A 19,824-nucleotide genomic window follows, 5' to 3' on the forward strand; every position below is an offset into this window, starting at 1 on the left:
ATTAAAGCATGTTTGCCTTTCAGTTGTAGAGCATTAATTATTTAAAAGAATTTAGGCATATTGAGTACGTGTATTTTGGCCATTGGTAATATTCATGTTCAAAGGTTGCTTACCTTGTTCAGAAAATAAATATTGAACTGATTGCGTTAACTCAACTTCAAGTTGTGCTTTTTGAGCAGCACTCATATCCAGTTTTTGAACTTGGTCATGTAAATGTTTAATTGCATCAGTCTCTTCAATTTCTAAAAATTGAATCGCATAGGCATAACCTAAAGCAGCGCCTTTTAATAGGTTTTTATAAGGTAAATCATGTGCGATATTCATCTCAATTGATGCGATTACTCTTTCATTATGAGTTAATTTGCGAAGTGGATCTCTTGCCACTCGTTGACAAGAATCTTTAAAAGCATATTCACATGAGTCTAGAAAGCTTTGTGCCATGCGGTCCAGATCTTTTGCATAATTAGGTAATACAATTGCAAGCCCTTGCTTTACTTCTCTAATTAAGTTTTCTGCAAACGCTTTAACTGAATGATTCCCCATAGCAACACCAATAGACTCATAACCTAGTAAAGATGCGTACCAAGCAAGCATCGCGTGCACGCCATTCCATAGTCGGTTTTTGATTAATTGAATGTCTGTAATCTGACCAACTAAAACAACTTGACGTAACTTTTCGAGTAAAGGACTGCCTTTCTCTACATAAATTGGCATATCTGGTTCGCTATGAAATAGAATTAAGTCCATACTTTGTAAGATATGCCCCGGCTGGAAATTACGGCGCATGTTATCAACATATAAAGACGCCTGATTTTGTTGATCTTGGGTCAGTTTATTACACTCTTCAATTTCAACTTGTTCTTCATGCTCTACATCAGATAAATGCTGTTCAAGAAAATGGTGCTTAATACGAAGTTGACGATATAAATTCTGATTAGATAGTTTTGAAACCATACGGTTTACAACGGTGTCGCAAAAATAATGTTCTTTTAAAATATGCTCAGTTACATCTTCATCATTGGTTAACTCTAGCAGAGCTTCTTTAAGATGCTTCATAACCAAATATTTCGCACCGACTTTATTTAAAATAATTAGAAAAGTTAGCGGTTCAATACATGTTTCAAGTGATGAGTTAAAACGTGCATATAGTCCTCTTGCAATTATTTTTGATTCAGCTTCAATAGCTTGCTCAGGTAAACAAAGTGCAATCAAACTGGAATGAGTATACATCTCTAACATTTGTTGTTCATTGTGAGAATCAACAATGGTCATATTCTCAATACGTTCATCATAAGAAAATTGCCCATAGCGAATACTATAGTTTCTAAATGCATTTACAGCTTCGCGAAAAAGACTATTTCGTGTAGAAGCAATAATTCTCTTCGGTTTTGTATATCCATCCCAATGTGACAAGACTTGCGCTATATAACCACCGCCAATAGCACCGAAACCATGTATCCCAACAGTAAGCTGATTTAGGCTTTGCGGAAAAGGTTCCTGTATTTCCGGCATGTCCATAACGGGGATAAATTGGTCGAGATCAGTTAAGAAGTCATACATCTGGTCATAATAAAAATGTGCTTTTTCTAGCATTTCATCATTTGGTTCTTTAATATCTTTTAATAAAATCGTTAAACCTTTTGAAGTGTGAGCTGAAGTTAAACCATTTTCAGAATCTTCAAACATAAGACACTGGTTAGCTTCCAAGTGAAGTTGACTAGCAGCTTTTAAAAAGATTTCTGGATGCGGCTTTCCTTGCTCTACTTCGTCACCACAAGTAATCACATCAAAAAATTTATAAACATTGGCGTTAATTAAATATTCTTCGGCAATTGCTCTACGGCTTGACGTGGCAACAGCCATTCTTAAACCAGATTTTCTTAAACGTTCTAGAACTTGAACTAAACCCTTTTTGATAGGCACGCCGTGTTTTCGAATATGTTCGAGTTCCATCTCATCAGCTTTTTTTCGAATTTCTTTATATGGAACATTAACGCCATATAGACGTTGAGCCAATTGCTCGGCGGTAGTTGCACTTAAACCTAAACATTGCATTAAATATTCGTGAGAAAACTCCTGCCCAATGAGTTCTTGAGATGCCTGTTGCAATGTTTGAAACCGTAATCGCTCAGTGTCAAACATTGTCCCATCCATATCGAAGATAGCTCCGTGAACAGGTTTTCCATGAAAAATAAGCACGTTTTTACCTCTTTTTTTGATCATGTTTTATTCAGGGTATACAAAAAAATGGCTAAAAAGATAGGATGTTAATAAATGAAACATTAGTGGTTATTTTTTAATCAAAAATATAATTGATGTGTTACTGAAGAGAGTTAAACGTCTAAAAAAGTTGAAATATATGAATAACTATGAAATTAACTTTAAATACAAAAGCAGCAGGCCTTCCTCGCCTACTGCTTTTGTTTAGTTCTTTTTATTGCGCTGATAATGTTTATTTTTCTTTGTTCCATTTACCGCTAGTTGAACCTGCCTATTTTTATAATGTCTTGCAGGTGCCCAAATACCAGAAATGAACTCATCTTTCACCGTTATCATTATTGGAGTCTCTGGTATAACTTTAAAATTGCCTAAAAACTTAACATTACAGTAGCACGCACTATAACTAATTTTTAGAACACTCCTTAACTTTCAATATGGATAATGATAATCATTATCAAATAATAATTCAAGCTTTTTTACACCTATTTATTGAAGAAAATTTGCAGCAAGCAATACCTTTCCCAATAAAATTTTTTCTTAATGTACATCTCTAGACCTTTATTTATTCATCAATTACATCAACAAATTGAGCATTTAAGAGTTGTGCTAAATCTTTAGGGTTTAAGCCAATATCTAGTCCCCGTTTCCCTCCACTTACATAAATTTTGCTGAACTCTTGTGCAGATGCATCAATAACCGTTTTTAAACGTTTCTTTTGGCCTAAAGGGCTAATCCCTCCAACTAAATATCCAGTTAAACGTTCAGCATCTTTAGGATTAGCCATTTGTAATTTTTTACAGCCAAACGCCGTAGCCACTTTTTTCAAATTTAATTGATGATTAACTGGCAATACAGCGACAAAATAATTTTTATCATCGCTTACCATCAAGGTTTTGAATACTTCCCTTACATCTAAATTGAGTTTTTCTGCAGCTTCTAATCCAAAACTTTTAGCATTTGAATCATGTTCATATTCATGGACTGAAAATTCAATTTTATTACTTTTTAACAATCTACATGCAGGAGTCATAGTAAGTGATGTTATAGATGAAATTGTTTCGATTATAGATTTTTTAAAAAAATTTTTAAATTTGCTTAGGCTATTTACAAGAATTACATAAAAAATCAAACAGCAACCGAATAAAAAATAATCTCGACTTGATATTCAAGGCTCGACTCCATATATTTTATTTAAAGTTGAAGTCTGAGCTGACAATTTTATGAGTTATAAACACAACAATCTGATGGCTATGCGTCACCGTTTTTGGGATGAATCTTCAGATTATGTACGAAATGAAAAGCAGTTTTTGCAGCAGACGTTAGTTGAACAAGGCATCTTTAACGATGCCACACTCGACGATGTTAAGTATTTTTTCTATACCCTACCTAGTATCATTATTGTAAAAGCTCATGCACTTGGTTTTATGCATGATTCAGTCAAACAAATGTTATTACAGCATATTAAGACTAATCGTCTTCATTTGATGCAAAAGTCTGAATTTAAGATTCAATTTAAAATGTAATCTAAGTTGTTATAAAAGATCCGTTTACCCTATTTTTACTCATCTGAACGCTGTAAGTTTCTTCAATTTTAAATTTGCTTAGGCTATTTTAAAATTATTGAAATAAAGATAGCCATTTCGACTGATCATTCAGTCTGAGAGAACTATTTTAATACGCTCAAAACATGTAATATTCGTTACAATTTTAGATCACCAGCGTTTGGCTGCATGATGCGCATAGGATTCTATTTTCATGTCAAATCAGAAAGATAAGCTCAAGAGTTTAAAAACTTCTTCCATGGATCGACGCTTATCAATCGCGAAAGCTTCTTTACTTGCAGGAACACGTTGGGCAACTGCAAGTGCCTCTTCTATATTTTCTAATGAGGAAGAAAAAGAAAAGAAACGTAAAAAAGCGATGAGCGAACAAGCTAATTATCTGGTTTCTGAAATAGGTAAACTTAAGGGTTCTATTGTTAAAATTGGCCAAATGATGGCCCTCTATGGTGAGCATTTCTTACCTGAAGAAATTACACAAGCATTAAATACCTTAAATAACCAGACAGTTGCTTTAGATTGGCCTGCAATTAAGCCACACCTTCAAGAGCAACTAGGGGCTAAATTAAATGATTTAACGATTGATCATGAACCAATCGGTACCGCCTCTCTCGCGCAAGTACATCGTGCAACCCGTAAATCAGATGGCTTAGAGTTAGTTTTAAAAATTCAATATCCTGGCGTTGCAAATGCAATTGATTCAGATATGAGTCTATTTAAAAACATGCTTAAATTGACACGTATGGTGCCACAAACCCGTGAATTTGATCAGTGGTTTGATGAAGTACGTGAAATGATGCATCGTGAAGTTGACTATGGTGTTGAAGCTGCCACTACTCGTCGCTTTGGTGAACGTTTAAAAGATGATGAGCGATATATTGTTCCAACAATTGTAGATGAATACTGTACTAATCAAGTACTCTGCATGACTTTTGAACGTGGTGTGCCAATTAACAGCCCGGTTATGCTGTCTTTACCTCAAGAACGTCGCAATCAACTTGGTGAAGCTTCGCTAGAAATTGCGGTTCGTGAAATTTTTGAATGGGGTGAAATGCAAACTGACCCTAACTTTGGTAATTACCTAGTACGTTTAGGTAATGGACAAGATGTTCAGGACAAAATTGTATTATTAGATTTTGGTGCTATTCGTCAGTTTGATGAACACTTGCTAACAGTTGCACGTCAACTCATTCAAGCAGGTTATCAGCATAATAAAGATGCAATGGTGAAAGCCATGACTGGTTACGAGTTTTTTGATGCAATGCCTGAAAGTATTAAACCAGGTATGGCTGATGTATTCTTACTCGCCACAGAGGCATTTAGTACTCCTGTAAATAATCCAGATATGCCTGTTGGTCTTATGGATGAACACGAACGTTATGACTGGAAGAAAAGCCAGCTCCATAGCCGTGTTATGCAACAAGCTAGTAAATCAATGGCTTCACGTTATTTTTCAGTGCCGCCAAAAGAGTTTATGTTCATTAGCCGTAAATTCATTGGAGCCTATACATTTATGACGGTTATTGATGCAAAAACCAATGTGCGACGTATGATTCGTAACTTTGCTTGATTTAGTGAAAGACTAGAATGATTCTATGTCATTCTAGTCAATACATCTCACCTCACCCGACATTAAAGTTAATTTAAACAAATAAAATCAATACATTACAGCTTAATTAATTTTTATTTACCTTTTATCTACTCATTTTTCGAATGTCACTAACGACATAGTTTTTTAATATAAGGCGTGTCAGCATAAAACAATAACAATGTGTTAGGACACCATAATCATGACAAGTATGATCAATAAAGCTCAAGGTTTGGGTTTATCGCTGATCACTAGATTGGCTGGAAGCGATGTACTTGATCAACTCAAGTTGCGTAAATTTGTTGAAAAATCTCTTTATCAAGGTTCAAAAGCTGGCTTTAGAACATTAAGCCAGACACAAAAAGCATTTAAACCCAAGCAAATATCTCAACAACGTCTACCTCAACAGAACAAAAATCTATTTGATTTAAGTCTAACCGAAGAACAGCAAATGACTTCAGAGGCAATGTCTCAATTTGCTCAAGAGGTTTTATTGGGCTTGGCTCATGATGCTGATCAGGCAGCTCAGTTTCCTGAGAGTCTTTGGCAATATGTTGAAGATTTAGGACTCAATTACTATGCACTTCCAGAAGCATTAGGAGGAGTAGCGGCCGAACAAAATATTGTTAGTAACTTATTAATTGCTGAAAAACTAGCTGAGGGTGATTTTAGCCTTACAGCAGGATTACTCAGTACCTTTAGCGTTATTAATGCAATCACACGTTGGGGTTCTGCCGAAGTTCAATCGATGTATTTGCCATGTTTCGCAGAAGATGCAGATATAACCGCAACCTTTGCAGTACAAGAGGCTACTCCAGCATTTAATCCTTATGCTTTAAAAACAAAAGCTTCTCTTGAAAATGATCAATATTTTATAGATGGTGAAAAAACATTAGTGATTTTAGGTGATTTAGCTGATGTGTTTTTAGTAAGTGCAGACTTTAACGGTAAACCCGATATGTTTGTCGTACAGAGCAACGAAACTATTTCTATTAAAAACACTCTGGCTATGGGTCTTAAAGCGACAGAAACAGCAACTCTTCGCTTTAATCACACACCAGCTCTTAGACTAGGAGCAACAGACTTTGATTACACAGCCTTTTTAGATTTGGGCAACTTAATGTGGTGTGCAATGGCTGTAGGTACATGTGAAGCTGTTAAAGCTTACTGTATTAAATATGCCAATGAACGAACAGCATTCGGCGAGCCAATTTCTCATCGACAAAGTGTCGCTTTCATGATTGCAGATATGGCGATTGAAATTGATGCAATGCGTATGTTGATTCTAAATGCTGCAAGCCTTGCAGAGTCTGGCAAACCATTTCACCGCGAAGCTTACTTAGCTCATCTACTTTGTGCTGAGAAATCCATGAAAATAGGTACAGATGGAGTGCAAATTCTTGGTGGACATGGTTTCACAAAAGAACATCCAGTTGAACGTTGGTATCGTGATTTACGAGCTACTGCAATTTTACAATCTGGCTTACATGCTTAAATGATCAATCAGAGGATACTTTAATGAATTTACAAAATCCTAAAAAATTCAAAATGATGATTGATCAAGCACATGATGTTGCGATCAATGTTTTACGTCCCATATCTCGTAAATATGACAAAGCTGAGCATGCATATCCAAAAGAACTTGATATGCTCGCTTCTCTCATTGATGGTATGAATGAAGGTGGCGAAGGGATTAATGCTGGAGCTGCCGGTGCAGGAAAGCGCGGTGATACAGATAATGAAGGTATTCGTAATGGTACCAACATGTCTACCGCTCTTGGCATTATTGAGATGTGTTATGGCGATACGGGTTTATTGCTCAGCATGCCACGCCAAGGTCTTGGAAACTCAGCAATTGCCGCTGTCGCCAATGATGAACAATTAGAACGATTCAAAGGAACATGGGCAGCAATGGCCATAACCGAACCAGGTTGCGGGTCAGACTCTGCGGCTATCCGTACCACGGCAACTAAAGATGGCGATGACTACATTCTAAATGGTGAAAAGATTTTTGTGACCTCAGGCGAACGTGCAGATTCCGTGGTTGTTTGGGCTACACTCGATCATAAACTTGGCCGTGCAGCGATTAAATCATTTGTAGTACCTAAAGGTACGCCCGGAATGAAGGTTGAGCGTCTCGAACATAAATTGGGAATTAAAGCTTCAGATACAGCCGTGATTAGTTTTATTGATTGCCGCGTACCAGCCGAAAATCTTTTGGGCAATGCCGAAGTTGACGTTGCTAAAGGTTTTGCTGGAGTAATGGAAACTTTTGACAATACTCGCCCGTTAGTTGCAGCAATGGCAATTGGGTGCGCAAAAGCATCTTTAGAACGTATTAAAGAGATTTTTAAAGATCAACTCGATCCTGACTATTCTACCCCTTACCTACATGCTTCTAACCTTGCAGCACAGATCTACCGCATGGAAGCTGAATGGGAAGCTGCCCGCCTACTCATGCTAAAAGCAACATGGATGGCAGACAACAAAAAACCAAACTCGAAAGAAGCTTCTATTGCAAAAGCAAAAGCGGGTCGTGTTGGTAATGAAATCACTTTAAAATGTGTCGAACTGGCTGCAAGCGTTGGCTATAACGAAGATGAATTACTTGAAAAATGGGCGCGTGACTCAAAAATTCTCGATATCTTTGAAGGTACTCAGCAAATCCAGCAATTAATCATTGCTCGCCGAGAACTGGGTAAATCTTCTAGCGAACTAAAATAGCTAAAAACCCTCTTATTAAAAATAATAAGAGGGTTTTCGTATTTCAGGTCTTAAGTTTTTAATTATTTAGCAGTTGTTGATTCTAATGATGGGTCTACTATTCCAAATTTTTTGAAGATTTTTGCACGTCTTTTTGGCGAAATATTGGCTTTATTTAAATCACCTTTATAGTGATTAAAAACTCGTTTATCCATTATTTTAAACCACAATGAAGGAATTAAAGCTGGTAATAACATACTTGCATAACCGCTTGGTAATTCTGGCGCCTCATCAAAATGACGTAATGCTTGGAATGGACGAGTCGGATAAGCATGGTGATCTGAATGACGCTGTAACTGGTACAAGAATAAGTTTGTTACGACGTTATTGTTGTTCCAGCTATGCTCTGGCATTGTACGCTCATACTGACCATTTTCTTTTTTCTGACGCAGTAAGCCATAATGCTCAATATAGTTAATAATTTCAAAAAGACTAATGCCATAAAATGCTTGTGTCGCTAAATATGGAATTGTGCTTTTACCAAAAATTCCAACCATAGAAGCATGGAAAGCAGCAGTCATACCCCAGCCTTGTAATAATTCATTATCAGCTGACCAGAATTCTTTTCCTTTACGTTTTAAGCGATTTTTCTCAATTTCAATTGCAGATTTAAAAGAACCTACAACTGTACGTGGCCAGAATTCATAAAATGTTTCACCCATACGTGAAGAAGCTGGATCTTCAGGTGTTGCTGCACGTTTATGGTGGCCATAAGGATGTTCAATACGGAAATGGTTATAACCTGTAGGAACCAATGCCAAGTGCGATAAAATATGATCAATACGATCATGTTTATGACTTAACTCATGTGCGGTATTAATGGCAATACCATTAATCGCACCCATCGAAATACCAAGCAAAATTTTATCAATAAATGAAGTTGTTTTACGGCTTGTCAAATAACATGCATAAACATTTGCAGCATATTGCAGCGGAATAAAACTTTTCACAAGACGTGAGTAATATGGATCTTTTTCAAGTAGTTTAATCTCTTCATCTGTTGGATTTCGTGCATCCTTACCGATAATCGTATCAATTGCAGGAATTACAACATGTAATAAAAGTGGGCCACCTAATGCGAAAACTTTTTTTAATGGACGTGGACCAAAATGGTAACCAGCTAAAATACCTAAACCAATTACAGGTAGAGCTGGGCTAATCATCCATAAATAGCGTTTGCGATCTATTTCACGCATAGACGCAGGCACTGGCATAAGTTCTTGCTGAACATTAACTGGTGCATTCATAGTCATATTTCCTTTTTCTATATATCTATATAGTTAAAGAAATAGTGCTTACTTAACAGTAGTAACCGTCCAAAAAACCTATGTTAAAGTCTTTGGCATTTTCTTCCACTTTTTTGTCCTAAAAACACATGTTGATCTATTCTTATAGCTCACTATAATTTTATTAAAATAATGATTGATCATTTAAAGATGGATGCACTAAGTAAATTTTTTGATGATATTCACCTTAATAAGTCTGAATACATCTATTTAAAAGCGCAAGGAGAATGGGCTTTTAAAACACAAGATCAATCTGCCTTGCTTGCCTATATTGTGTTAACTGGTTCAGTATATATTCAACTTAATTCTTCAGAAAAAATAACTGCAACCGCTGGTGATATTATTTTAATTCCTTCAGGAAAAGCACATAGTGCCACTGACTCAAAATCAACAGCGAGTAAATTAGTAGATTCTCTAGATATTACTTCATTTTTTAACGGTCATAGACAAGACGCAATTGAATTTGGTACCTCCTCTCCGGATAAAACCTTATTGCTATGTCTGCGCTGTCAGATTGATACTCATATGGCAGGCCCTTTGATTAATGCATTACCTTCAATCATGCATATTCGGCACGAAAATCAAACCAACCCACCCGAATGGCTACAAATTGGGCTTTATTTTTTAGCAATTGAAACTCAAAAAATCAGGCCGGGTCATGACAAAATTATTGATCATTTAGTCAGTATTCTTCTCATTGAGTGCATTCGTGATCATGTTCAACAAATGACAGATCAACAAAACTGGCTAAGTGCGTTAACCCATCCTGAATTGAGTAATGCCCTCTCTGCTATCCACAGCCAGCCAGAAGCCGCTTGGACCGTTGAATCTTTAGCAGAACAATGTTGTATGTCACGTTCAAAATTCGCAAATCTGTTTAATAGTATTATTGGGGAACCACCTCTAACATATTTGCAACATTACCGTTTTCGTTTAGCAAGTCAGTACTTACGCACAAGTAATTTTTCAATTCAACAAATATCAAATAAAGTCGGCTATTCATCCGAGACTGCTTTTAGTCAGGCCTTTAAACGTATTTTTGATTTATCACCTAAACAATATCGCCAACAATATATCGAGCATCATTTAGATTAATAGAAAATAAAAAAAAGCGCCGAAGCGCTTTTTTTTATTTGATCAAATCATCATTTTATTTTTGCATGTGATTTTAAATATTGACTGTAATCTTCCAATATCTGTTGACCACGAGATTGACGATAAAGTTGTTTTAGCTGTTGTAATTGATCAGCAGGAATAGCATTTACAGCTGATGAATTTACATTTGAAACTGCAACGACTACAAGCTCATTTGGTAAGTTCGCTGTTGTAACAGACCACATACCTGGTTTAGGTGTAGCTAAGCTAAATGCAGCACGTTCAATTTCGCGTTTTAAACCTTGTGATCGAGTAAATACACCGGCTGACTCAAATACTACTTTATTTTTAGCAACCACTTGGTCTGCAGGTTGAGTTTTAAACTCAGTCAACATAGTAGCAATTTTTGCTTGAGCAGTTTTACGTGCTTTTTCATCGATAACTTTTGCTTTCGCTTGGTTCATCGCTTGCGCTAATGGTTTTACACCAGCTGCATGATAATCACGCACTTTAACCCATACCGTATCACCATTCGCTAACTGAATATTAGATGATGTATTACGGTCACCATTTTTCACATCATCATTAAATAATTTAATTTTGACGCTTGGATCACTTAAATATGGATTTTGAGTAGCTAAAGTTACACCATTTAATGATTCAACTTTTGTACCTTTTACTTCTTGTACAACAGCTTCTAAAGAATCATTGCCAACAATCGTTTCATTCAAACTATTTACGGTATCTGAATAAACAGTCGCAACTTTATTCTTTTCAACCTCAGCAGTTAAACGTGCCTTCTCAGCTTCAAATGAAGGGATTTGGTTCGCTTGCGTCTCTGCTTCAATAATATGGTAACCATATTGTGTTTTTACTGGTTGTGAAACTTGCCCATTTTTCAAACTTAAGACAGTTTTATCAAATGCGTCTGAGAAAACTCCTGGTGCATATGCTTCTACTAAACCACCTTTTGCTTTAGAACTAGGATCTTCAGAAAACTGAGATGCAGCCTGAGCAAATGAAAGTCCGCCCTGAATTTTTGCATATACTTCTTTTGCGAGCTTTTGAGCTGCTGCATCATCGCGAGCATCAGTAGTAATTAAAATATGCTTCACCGTTCGCTTAGCATCTTTTTTCTGAGTTTCAACAAACTTTGCATAAGCCTGCTGAAGTTCAGCTTCAGTTGCAGGAGCTGGTTTAGCCACCATCGAAGGCGATAACACAACATAATCCACATCAACCGAAGCTTGTTGCTTAAATTCATTTTGATGCTTGTTGTAATAATCTGTAGCTTCTTGATTAGAGGCAGTTAAACCTATTCTGTAACTATCTAATTTAATACTGGCTAAATGTAAGGTACGTTGTTCAGTTTGCAAATTCGCAATCTGCATGAGGTCAACTTTGCTTACTAAAGAATAATCGGTAAACGTCGAGGTCAACATTTTCAAAGCATGATCTTGACGTAGGCTTGAAATTAAACCTTGGCTTGTCATGCCAATAGAACGTAAATAATTTTCATAGAGTTTTTGTGAGAATTGACCATTCTCTTGCAAACTAGGCTGTTGAGCTAACATTTGCTCAATTTGAGTATCACTCAAAGAAATACCTAATTTTTCCGCTTGCTGAATTAATAAATTACGTGACACTAAAATATCAAGTGCCTTAGCTTGAATGACAGGCAAATTAAGTAAACTTTCATCCCCTTTAACAACAGCTAAATATTGTTCTTTGTAAGACTGAGTTAAAGTTTCAAGGTCTTTTTTAGATATTTCTTGGCCGTTTACTGTCTTTGCAACATCAGCCTTGTTTCCCCTATTAAAATATCCTTCAATACCTACAAGTGCTAAAGGGGTCAAAAACAAAATTAGAAGGACTTTGCCGAGCCAACCCTTAATGACTGTACGAAACGATTCCATAAGTATTCCAATATTTTATTTCGAGGAGAATTTTAACTGAAAAACCACAATCAATGAATGAGCAATATTGGTCAATTCAGATTTTTAATAAAAAACGCGCCTATATTGGCGCGTTTATTCATCTTAAAAGATTAAGCTACTGAATCTTTAAGACCTTTACCAGCTTTGAAGCTAGGTACTTTTGTTGCTTTAATTTGAAGCTCTTCACCAGTTTTAGGATTACGACCAGTACGTGCAGCACGCTCTTTAACACTGAAAGTACCAAAACCAACTAAAGTTACTGTGTCACCTTTTTTAAGTGCTTCAGTAATTGACGCAATTGTCGCATCGAGTGCCTTGCCTGCATCAGTCTTAGATACTCCCCCTTTTTCAGCAATTGCATCGATTAATTCTGATTTATTCATGAATAAAACATCCTCTTAATATCGTTTGTTTAAGGTCCAAGGCTATAGTTTAAAAGGCCATGACGCCTTTATAGCAATGCTTTAGGGGAAAACGCAATACTAGAGCAGGGCTTTTAGCAAAAATAAATGCTAAAAAACTGTTATATATTTGCTAAATCCCAACATTTTTTTACTTTTTATTCAATTTTGCTTTCAACTGCTGGTTTTCTTCTATTAAAGCATCCACCTTAATATGCAGTTGTACAAGCAACTGTTCGATGTGTTGTAAATCCTTCGGAGTGACTAGTCCTATTCGGTTTAAAGAATGATTCACACTCGTATCAAGAATCTTCTCTACTTTATCTTTTGTTTCAGATACAGATTCTTTAGCTTTTTCTGTGACTTTGCCTACAGTGTTATCTGCTAAGTCCCCAGTTTTTGATTCCAGCTCTTCACCGACCTTGACTAAAGAATCAAAGAGTTTGTTACCCTCTTCTTCCGCACGTGAAAATGCCCCTAGTCCTGCTAACCAAATTTGTTTCGTATACTTTCTAAAATCCAAAGCTGATTTTCTTGAAACCTTTGATTTTAATTTATTTTTCTCTTCCAACTCTTCTGTCTGGTTATCTATATTTGCATTATCCATTTATCTAAACTCCTAATCAGATGAGAGAAATGATGACTGATTTGACCACAAAATATTTCTATAATATCAAAGTAAAGACTTGATCCATTTACAAAACTGTTCTACAAAGCAATTAAGTCATGTAAATATATTTAACACGACATTGTGTTAAGTTTGGGATAGGATGTCCCATTCTTCGGTTAATTGCTATTTCTAAGGATAAACTTTTATGAGTGAAACGCAACAAAGACAAAAACATCCGCGTCTGTTGCTGAATATTGTTCTAATTATTTTAGAAACTTTTTTTTCATTTATTCTCACCCACGATGGTGCTCTTCGCTTGCAAGCGAAAAAGTTTATCTTAAACAAAACAACAATTCGCATTAACAGCTATCTCCCTTTTTTTGACTTCTATGTTCAATTTACAGAAAAAGGTTTGTTGTTCGATATTCATTCTTTTGATAGACGTATTGATCTTGAGATCAATAGTACTCTCGTTGACCTCATTAAAATTTTCGGTTTTTCCAATCAACGTAGCCTTAACAATATGCGTATTGATGGAGATGAGGAAACCAAAAACGAACTTCTAGATTTAATTTCTCACTTAACGCTACCTAAATTACTAGCGGACTGGAAAGAATGGTTTAATTCATCTGATGATGAAGCTGAAACGCTTGCTTCACGTAAAAAAGTTGCGCCATTACTTGAAAAAATTGATCAACAACGATCAGAAATCAATTCACTTCAAGTACAAATTAAACAATATCAAAATCGAATTTCCCGCTTGCAGAAACGTCAGCGAAATATAAACTTCTCCTTTGGTATAATTAGCCTAATATTTATTGCTTATTTCATATATAATTTATGGGTAGCTTAATTTATTTTCCTATTTTGTTCCTGCACTTGAATTAAAAATAAAAAAACTTGACTATTTTAGTCGGGATTCATAAAATCCTATTATCTAGTCTTAACATGTGTATCGAATCATGCGCCTTACAACTCGCGGTCGCTACGCAGTGACTGCTCTACTTGATTTAGCTTTGCAGCCAACTGAACAAACGATCACGCTCGCCGAAATTGCCGCACGCCAATCCATTTCAGTTGCTTATTTAGAACAGTTATTCGCAAAACTTAAGCGTCATGGGTTAGTTTCTAGTGTTCGTGGTGCAAATGGTGGTTATCATTTGGCTCGAAATGCTGATGAAATTACTGTGTTAGAAATTATTGAAGCCGTAAATGAAACCGTTGATGCAACACGTTGTGACCATAAAGCTAATTGTCAAAATGGTGCAATGTGTCTCACCCACGATTTATGGCAAGAACTCTCTCATCATATTGCCGACTATTTAGCAAAAATCTCTCTTGCCGACCTCATTAGCCGAGACAACGTTCAAACTGTTGCATTACGCCAAAATGTGACTGGCACAGATTCAGCTCTTTTATCGGGTACAGGTATTTGATATGAAACGTCCAATTTATCTTGATTACGCAGCAACCACTCCAGTAGATCCGCAAGTTGCAGAACGTATGATGGAGTGTTTAACTTTCGACGGTACCTTTGGTAATGCTGCATCTCGTTCCCACGCTTATGGCTGGCAAGCAGAAGAAAAAGTTGAATATGCACGTGAGCAAGTAGCGAATTTAATTAAAGCTGATCCACGTGAAATCGTTTGGACTTCTGGTGCAACTGAGTCAGATAACCTTGCTCTTAAAGGTGTAGCTCAGTTCTATGCGTCTAAAGGCAAACATATCATTACAAGTAAAATTGAACACAAAGCTGTTCTAGATCCTTGTCGTGAATTAGAAGAACAAGGTTTTGAAATTACTTATTTAGAGCCAGAGCCACAAACAGGTTTAATTACTCCTGAAATGGTTAAAGCTGCCCTTCGTCCAGATACTATTCTTGTTTCACTTATGATGGTAAACAATGAAATTGGTACAGTTACAGACGTAGCAGCGATTGGTGAATTAACACGCGCCAACAAAACATTTTTCCATGTAGATGCAGCACAAGCGGCTGGTAAAGTCGAAATCGATTTATCTACTATGAAAATTGACCTTATGAGTTTCTCTGCTCATAAAATTTATGGTCCAAAAGGTATCGGCGCATTATATGTACGTCGTAGTCCACGTGTACGCTTAAAAGCACAAATTCATGGCGGTGGTCATGAGCGTGGTATGCGTTCTGGTACTTTAGCGACTCACCAAATTGTAGGTATGGGTGAAGCTTTCGAAATTGCTGGCAAAACAATGCAAGCAGAACAAGAGCGTATCCGTAAGCTTCGCGACAAGCTTTGGAATGGTTTACAAGATCTTGAACAAGTTTTCTTAAATGGCCATCCAACTAAAAACGTTGCTAACTATTTAAATGTCAGCTTTAACTTTGTTGAAGGTGAATCTTTAATGATGTCTCTTAAAGATGCTGCGGTATCAAGTGGTTCTGCTTGTACTTCTGCAACCTTAGAGCCTTCATATGTTCTTCGCGCATTAGGTTTATCTGATGAGCTAGCACACAGTTCAATCCGCTTTAGTTTTGGTAAATACACAACTGAAGAAGATATTGATCACGTGCTTACAATTACCAAAGCCGCTGTTGAGAAATTACGTGAACTTTCTCCGCTTTGGGATATGTATAAAGAAGGTATCGATCTTTCTACAGTTGAATGGGCTGAACACTAATTTATTGAAATTAGTGTTTTTACCCTCATATTAATATTAGGCTGACCCCGAGGTTTGGAGAAGCGAAATGGCTTATAGCGAAAAGGTAATTGATCATTACGAAAACCCTCGTAATGTTGGTGTTTTAGACAAAAACTCTGAGAATGTTGGTACAGGCATGGTGGGTGCACCTGCATGTGGCGACGTGATGCGTTTACAAATTCAAGTAAACGATAGCGGCGTGATTGAAGAAGCACGCTTTAAAACTTATGGCTGTGGTTCTGCAATTGCATCAAGTTCCCTTGTAACTGAGTGGTTAAAAGGCAAAACTCTTGATGAAGCTCAAGCGATCAAAAATATTGATATCGCAACTGAGCTTGCACTTCCACCAGTAAAAGTTCACTGCTCTGTACTAGCTGAAGATGCAATTAAAGCTGCGATTGATGATTACCGCAGTAAAAAATCTAAAGCTTAATTTGTTACCATTATAAACGTTGGAGTTTTCATGATTCATTTAACTGAAAATGCTGCGACTCATATTAGCAATTACCTTAAAAACCGAGGTAAGGGTGAAGGCATTCGCGTGGGTGTGAAAACTTCTGGTTGTTCTGGGTTGGCTTATGTTCTCGAATTTGTTGATTCTATCGATGAGCATGACCAAGTTTTCGAACAATTTGGCGTTAAGGTTGTTGTAGATCCAAAGAGCTTAGTCTATTTAGAAGGCTTAGAAATGGACTACGTTAAGAATGGCCTTAATGAAGGGTTCGAATTTAACAATCCTAATAAGAAAGGTGAATGTGGTTGCGGTGAGTCTTTCACTGTATAACCCACTTCTCCTTCCATCCTTTTCATTAAAACAGTGTCTTTTTATAGCACTGTTTTAATGTATTTAATTAACGTGGACCTCCTTTCTAATGAATCATTTTGAGTTGTTCAATTTACCCGTAGAACTCGATATCGATTTGGCGAGCTTAAAATCTAGTTTCTTAAGCTTGCAGCAGCAATATCATCCAGATAAAGCAGAAGATAAAGATCAGGCGTTGATCAAATCAAGTGAAATCAATCAAGCTTTTAAAGTTCTGTCGCAAGTAGATAGCCGCGCTGCTTATCTTCTAGCATTAAAAAAGCAAGATCATCATCTCGATCAATCTATTAGTGATTTTGAGTTCCTACAATCAGCTCTAGAACTTCGTGAACAACTTGATGAAGCCACTTCACAAGAGCATTTAAGCACTCTTAAACAAGAAGTGTTTCAGTGGATTGATGGTTTAGTTCGCGAGTTTAAAATTGATTACTCAGATGAAGACTGGGGTGAAGCTCGAGATACTGTACGTAAGTTACGTTTCTTTCAGCGCGTTCTTAACGATATTGAAAAAGCAGAAGATCAATTGTTGGATGATGAAGACAACTTTGATTTAGATGACGATTTTTAATTTGCTTTTTTCAATTTATATTCAAAGGATTTAACTCATGGCACTTTTGCAAATTGCTGAACCGGGTCAATCCAGTGCCCCACATCAACACCGCATTGCGATTGGTATCGACCTAGGAACAACACATTCTCTAGTTGCGACAGTGTTATCAGGCAAACCAAAAGTCCTCAACGACGAAAAAGAAAGAAGACTTCTTCCCTCTATTGTGCACTATGGAAGTGATATCACTCACTATGGTGAAGAAGCAAAACCTTTCATTATTACTGATCCAAAAAATACAATTGTTTCTGTAAAGCGTTTTATGGGACGCTCAAAAGCAGATATCAAGTTTCAACATCCTTATGAGTTAGTGGGTTCTGAAAATGAGATGCCAGCTTTCGAGACACGTTCTGGGCGCAAAACCCCTGTTGAAATTTCAGCTGAAATTTTAAAACAACTAAAAGAACGTGCTGAATCTAGCTTACAAAATCCAGTAAATGGGGCCGTAATTACTGTTCCAGCTTACTTTGATGAAGCTCAGCGCCAAGCAACACGCGATGCGGCACAGCTTGCTGGTTTGAATGTATTACGTTTATTAAATGAGCCTACTGCAGCTGCTGTCGCTTATGGTTTAGATCAAGAAACTAATTTAGCTACCGATCATAACTATGTGATTTATGACTTAGGGGGTGGTACTTTCGACGTATCAATCCTACGTTTCTCACAAGGTGTCTTTGAAGTATTAGCTACTGGTGGCCATACTGCTTTAGGTGGTGATGACTTAGACCGTCTTATTGTTAAATGGGCTAAAAAACAGCTAAACATTGATACGCTAAGCGATGAAAGCTATGCAGTATTTATTGTTGCTGCTCGTCAAGCAAAGGAACAACTCTCTACACAAGAATCTGTTCAGTTAAAACTACTTGAAAACGAATTAACACTTGATCGCTCAACTTTTGAAAGCATTATTCAAGTAGCTTTAGATAAGACAATTAGTGTGTGCAAACGCGTTTTACGTGATGCAAAACTTGAATTATCAGATATTCAAAATGTTGTTTTAGTAGGTGGCTCTACCCGTTCATATGCTGTTCAGCAAGCGGTTCGTAATGTTTTTAATCAAGAACCACTTTGCACGATTAATCCTGATGAAGTAGTTGCAATTGGTGCTTCTATTACAGCTAATCAATTAATTGGAAATAGCCAGGACGGCTCGTTACTTTTAGACGTTACTCCTCTTTCTCTTGGCCTAGAAACCATGGGTGGATTAGTAGAGCGCCTTATTTCACGTAATACAGCTATTCCAGTTGCCCGCCGCCAAGAATTCACCACTTATCAAGATGGCCAAACTGCTATGCTGATTCATGTGGTTCAAGGTGAACGAGATTTAGTAGAACATTGTCGCTCACTAGGCAGATTCGTTCTTCATGGCATCCCTCCAATGACTGCTGGTCAAGCACGTATTGAAGTTACCTTTCAGGTAGATGCAGATGGTTTACTCACTGTTTCGGCTCGTGAAACAACTTCCGGTGTACAAGCCCAAATTGATATTAAACCATCTTATGGTTTATCAGAGTCTGACACTGAACGCTTATTAATTGAAGGTTTCCAGCACGCGGAAGAAGATAAAAATCTGCGTCATTTAAAAGAAACCAAAGTTGAGGCCCAACGTGAGCTTGAAGCATTAGAACAAGCTTTGAAAGTAGATGCTGATTTACTCAATAATGAGCAACTCGAAGCACTTAAAGCCGCTGAAAATTCGCTTAAAGTACAACTTGAAGGCAATGATATTCAAGCAATTGAAAAAGCAGTAGAACAACTTAAAGTACATAGTGATGCTTTTGCTGCACTACGTATGAATCGACATATTGACCACGCCTTAAAAGGTACAAAACTTGAAGATTGGTCAAATTCAAACTAAAGGTATAGGTGATCAATATGCCCCGTATTAAAGTACTTCCTCACGCTCAATTTTGTCCTGAAGGTGCAGAATTTGAAGTTGAACAAAATGCAAATCTTTGCCAAAGTTTGCTTGATCGAGGAATTAAAATCGAACATGCATGTGACATGTCATGCGCTTGTACAACGTGTCACGTAGTAGTTCGTAAAGGTTTTGATAGCCTAGAAGAAATGGATGATGTTGAAGCAGATCTTTTAGATCGCGCTTGGGGTCTTGAACCAGATTCTCGCCTTTCATGTCAGGTAAAAATTGTTGATGAAGATTTAGAAATTGAGATTCCTAAATATACAATCAACCACGCTTCAGAAAATCATTAATTGCCATAATAAAAAAGCTGCTTTAAAAGCAGCTTTTTTTTATGT

At 36.8% G+C, this 19,824-nt stretch carries 19 protein-coding genes; 13 read left to right on the forward strand and 6 right to left on the reverse strand.

Annotated elements, in window-relative coordinates; genetic code table 11:
* Positions 1-51: 51 nt before the first annotated feature.
* Entirely contained in the window at positions 52-2,199 is a 2,148-nt protein-coding gene (mtlD, locus tag HLV59_RS09975; protein WP_171429882.1) for a bifunctional mannitol-1-phosphate dehydrogenase/phosphatase, read from the reverse strand.
* Between the two features lie 583 nt (positions 2,200-2,782).
* Positions 2,783-3,250 (reverse strand): Cys-tRNA(Pro) deacylase, encoded by a 468-nt coding sequence (gene ybaK / locus HLV59_RS09980; protein ID WP_016145147.1) that lies wholly within the window; start codon positions 3,248-3,250, stop codon positions 2,783-2,785.
* A gap of 190 nt (positions 3,251-3,440) precedes the next feature.
* On the opposite strand from ybaK, the gene HLV59_RS09985 reads away from it, so the two are divergent.
* The 4 genes from HLV59_RS09985 (at position 3,441) to HLV59_RS10000 (ending at position 8,091) form a co-directional block, all read left to right on the forward strand.
* On the forward strand, positions 3,441-3,743 hold the full coding sequence (locus HLV59_RS09985) for a hypothetical protein (protein ID WP_057106931.1): 303 nt from the start codon (positions 3,441-3,443) through the stop codon (positions 3,741-3,743).
* Between the two features lie 232 nt (positions 3,744-3,975).
* On the forward strand, positions 3,976-5,349 hold the full coding sequence (locus HLV59_RS09990; RefSeq protein ID WP_081174116.1) for an ABC1 kinase family protein: 1,374 nt from the start codon (positions 3,976-3,978) through the stop codon (positions 5,347-5,349).
* A 229-nt stretch (positions 5,350-5,578) separates the two neighbouring features.
* Positions 5,579-6,862 carry an acyl-CoA dehydrogenase family protein gene (locus HLV59_RS09995; RefSeq protein WP_171430609.1) on the forward strand — a complete coding sequence of 428 codons (1,284 nt, stop codon included), beginning with the start codon at positions 5,579-5,581 and terminating at the stop codon, positions 6,860-6,862.
* Between the two features lie 23 nt (positions 6,863-6,885).
* Positions 6,886-8,091 carry an acyl-CoA dehydrogenase family protein gene (locus HLV59_RS10000; RefSeq protein WP_016145143.1) on the forward strand — a complete coding sequence of 402 codons (1,206 nt, stop codon included), beginning with the start codon at positions 6,886-6,888 and terminating at the stop codon, positions 8,089-8,091.
* A gap of 62 nt (positions 8,092-8,153) precedes the next feature.
* Here the strand turns inward: HLV59_RS10000 and HLV59_RS10005 are convergent, their stop codons facing one another.
* Positions 8,154-9,377 carry an alkane 1-monooxygenase gene (locus HLV59_RS10005; protein ID WP_016145142.1) on the reverse strand — a complete coding sequence of 408 codons (1,224 nt, stop codon included), beginning with the start codon at positions 9,375-9,377 and terminating at the stop codon, positions 8,154-8,156.
* A 189-nt stretch (positions 9,378-9,566) separates the two neighbouring features.
* Between HLV59_RS10005 and HLV59_RS10010 the strand changes: the two genes are divergently transcribed.
* The gene (locus tag HLV59_RS10010; RefSeq protein ID WP_025470602.1) at positions 9,567-10,511 is read left to right on the forward strand and encodes an AraC family transcriptional regulator; all 945 of its coding nucleotides are present in this window, start codon (positions 9,567-9,569) and stop codon (positions 10,509-10,511) included.
* 50 nt (positions 10,512-10,561) lie between these two features.
* Here HLV59_RS10010 and HLV59_RS10015 read toward each other — a convergent pair whose 3' ends face one another.
* The 3 genes from HLV59_RS10015 to HLV59_RS10025 all read right to left on the reverse strand — a co-directional run bounded on the left by HLV59_RS10015 (position 10,562) and on the right by HLV59_RS10025 (position 13,456).
* Positions 10,562-12,427, reverse strand: coding sequence for a SurA N-terminal domain-containing protein (locus HLV59_RS10015; protein WP_016145140.1), 1,866 nt, complete (start codon positions 12,425-12,427; stop codon positions 10,562-10,564).
* Positions 12,428-12,558: 131 nt separating this feature from the next.
* Complete coding sequence (locus tag HLV59_RS10020; RefSeq protein WP_001043034.1) at positions 12,559-12,831, reverse strand: HU family DNA-binding protein; 273 nt, start codon at positions 12,829-12,831, stop codon at positions 12,559-12,561.
* Positions 12,832-13,000: 169 nt separating this feature from the next.
* Positions 13,001-13,456 (reverse strand): phasin family protein, encoded by a 456-nt coding sequence (locus tag HLV59_RS10025; RefSeq protein ID WP_016145139.1) that lies wholly within the window; start codon positions 13,454-13,456, stop codon positions 13,001-13,003.
* Positions 13,457-13,664: 208 nt separating this feature from the next.
* Here HLV59_RS10025 and HLV59_RS10030 point away from each other — a divergent pair, with 208 nt between their 5' ends.
* The 8 genes from HLV59_RS10030 to fdx all read left to right on the forward strand — a co-directional run bounded on the left by HLV59_RS10030 (position 13,665) and on the right by fdx (position 19,779).
* On the forward strand, positions 13,665-14,312 hold the full coding sequence (locus tag HLV59_RS10030) for a hypothetical protein (protein ID WP_016145138.1): 648 nt from the start codon (positions 13,665-13,667) through the stop codon (positions 14,310-14,312).
* 109 nt (positions 14,313-14,421) lie between these two features.
* Positions 14,422-14,895: an Rrf2 family transcriptional regulator gene (locus HLV59_RS10035; RefSeq protein ID WP_003651563.1), complete on the forward strand. Its 474-nt coding sequence runs from the start codon at positions 14,422-14,424 to the stop codon at positions 14,893-14,895.
* A gap of 1 nt (position 14,896) precedes the next feature.
* The gene (locus tag HLV59_RS10040) at positions 14,897-16,114 is read left to right on the forward strand and encodes an IscS subfamily cysteine desulfurase (protein WP_016145137.1); all 1,218 of its coding nucleotides are present in this window, start codon (positions 14,897-14,899) and stop codon (positions 16,112-16,114) included.
* 67 nt (positions 16,115-16,181) lie between these two features.
* Positions 16,182-16,568: a Fe-S cluster assembly scaffold IscU gene (gene iscU / locus HLV59_RS10045; RefSeq protein ID WP_002117907.1), complete on the forward strand. Its 387-nt coding sequence runs from the start codon at positions 16,182-16,184 to the stop codon at positions 16,566-16,568.
* Between the two features lie 30 nt (positions 16,569-16,598).
* Positions 16,599-16,919 (forward strand): iron-sulfur cluster assembly protein IscA, encoded by a 321-nt coding sequence (gene iscA, locus HLV59_RS10050; RefSeq protein ID WP_016141156.1) that lies wholly within the window; start codon positions 16,599-16,601, stop codon positions 16,917-16,919.
* Between the two features lie 88 nt (positions 16,920-17,007).
* Positions 17,008-17,526: a Fe-S protein assembly co-chaperone HscB gene (hscB, locus tag HLV59_RS10055; RefSeq protein WP_002117921.1), complete on the forward strand. Its 519-nt coding sequence runs from the start codon at positions 17,008-17,010 to the stop codon at positions 17,524-17,526.
* A gap of 37 nt (positions 17,527-17,563) precedes the next feature.
* A complete protein-coding gene (gene hscA / locus HLV59_RS10060; protein ID WP_016145136.1) occupies positions 17,564-19,423 on the forward strand; it encodes a Fe-S protein assembly chaperone HscA in 1,860 nt (619 codons plus the stop codon).
* A 17-nt stretch (positions 19,424-19,440) separates the two neighbouring features.
* The gene (gene fdx, locus HLV59_RS10065; RefSeq protein WP_009387062.1) at positions 19,441-19,779 is read left to right on the forward strand and encodes an ISC system 2Fe-2S type ferredoxin; all 339 of its coding nucleotides are present in this window, start codon (positions 19,441-19,443) and stop codon (positions 19,777-19,779) included.
* The last annotated feature ends 45 nt before the right edge of the window (positions 19,780-19,824 follow it).

Origin of the sequence: Acinetobacter lactucae (assembly GCF_013122135.1) — a bacterium.
In the GTDB taxonomy this organism is placed as follows: Bacteria; Pseudomonadota; Gammaproteobacteria; order Pseudomonadales; family Moraxellaceae; genus Acinetobacter; species Acinetobacter lactucae.

Bases quoted from the DNA above. Each gene is read 5' to 3' on its own strand.
- ybaK (WP_016145147.1), bottom strand. From the start codon at position 3,250: ATGACTCCTGCATGTAGATTGTTAAAAAGTAATAAAATTGAATTTTCA.
- HLV59_RS09985 (WP_057106931.1), top strand. From the start codon at position 3,441: ATGAGTTATAAACACAACAATCTGATGGCTATGCGTCACCGTTTTTGG.
- HLV59_RS09990 (WP_081174116.1), top strand. From the start codon at position 3,976: ATGTCAAATCAGAAAGATAAGCTCAAGAGTTTAAAAACTTCTTCCATG.
- HLV59_RS09995 (WP_171430609.1), top strand. From the start codon at position 5,579: ATGATCAATAAAGCTCAAGGTTTGGGTTTATCGCTGATCACTAGATTG.
- HLV59_RS10000 (WP_016145143.1), top strand. From the start codon at position 6,886: ATGAATTTACAAAATCCTAAAAAATTCAAAATGATGATTGATCAAGCA.
- HLV59_RS10005 (WP_016145142.1), bottom strand. From the start codon at position 9,377: ATGAATGCACCAGTTAATGTTCAGCAAGAACTTATGCCAGTGCCTGCG.
- HLV59_RS10010 (WP_025470602.1), top strand. From the start codon at position 9,567: ATGGATGCACTAAGTAAATTTTTTGATGATATTCACCTTAATAAGTCT.
- HLV59_RS10015 (WP_016145140.1), bottom strand. From the start codon at position 12,427: ATGGAATCGTTTCGTACAGTCATTAAGGGTTGGCTCGGCAAAGTCCTT.
- HLV59_RS10020 (WP_001043034.1), bottom strand. From the start codon at position 12,831: ATGAATAAATCAGAATTAATCGATGCAATTGCTGAAAAAGGGGGAGTA.
- HLV59_RS10025 (WP_016145139.1), bottom strand. From the start codon at position 13,456: ATGGATAATGCAAATATAGATAACCAGACAGAAGAGTTGGAAGAGAAA.
- HLV59_RS10030 (WP_016145138.1), top strand. From the start codon at position 13,665: ATGAGTGAAACGCAACAAAGACAAAAACATCCGCGTCTGTTGCTGAAT.
- HLV59_RS10035 (WP_003651563.1), top strand. From the start codon at position 14,422: ATGCGCCTTACAACTCGCGGTCGCTACGCAGTGACTGCTCTACTTGAT.
- HLV59_RS10040 (WP_016145137.1), top strand. From the start codon at position 14,897: ATGAAACGTCCAATTTATCTTGATTACGCAGCAACCACTCCAGTAGAT.
- iscU (WP_002117907.1), top strand. From the start codon at position 16,182: ATGGCTTATAGCGAAAAGGTAATTGATCATTACGAAAACCCTCGTAAT.
- iscA (WP_016141156.1), top strand. From the start codon at position 16,599: ATGATTCATTTAACTGAAAATGCTGCGACTCATATTAGCAATTACCTT.
- hscB (WP_002117921.1), top strand. From the start codon at position 17,008: ATGAATCATTTTGAGTTGTTCAATTTACCCGTAGAACTCGATATCGAT.
- hscA (WP_016145136.1), top strand. From the start codon at position 17,564: ATGGCACTTTTGCAAATTGCTGAACCGGGTCAATCCAGTGCCCCACAT.
- fdx (WP_009387062.1), top strand. From the start codon at position 19,441: ATGCCCCGTATTAAAGTACTTCCTCACGCTCAATTTTGTCCTGAAGGT.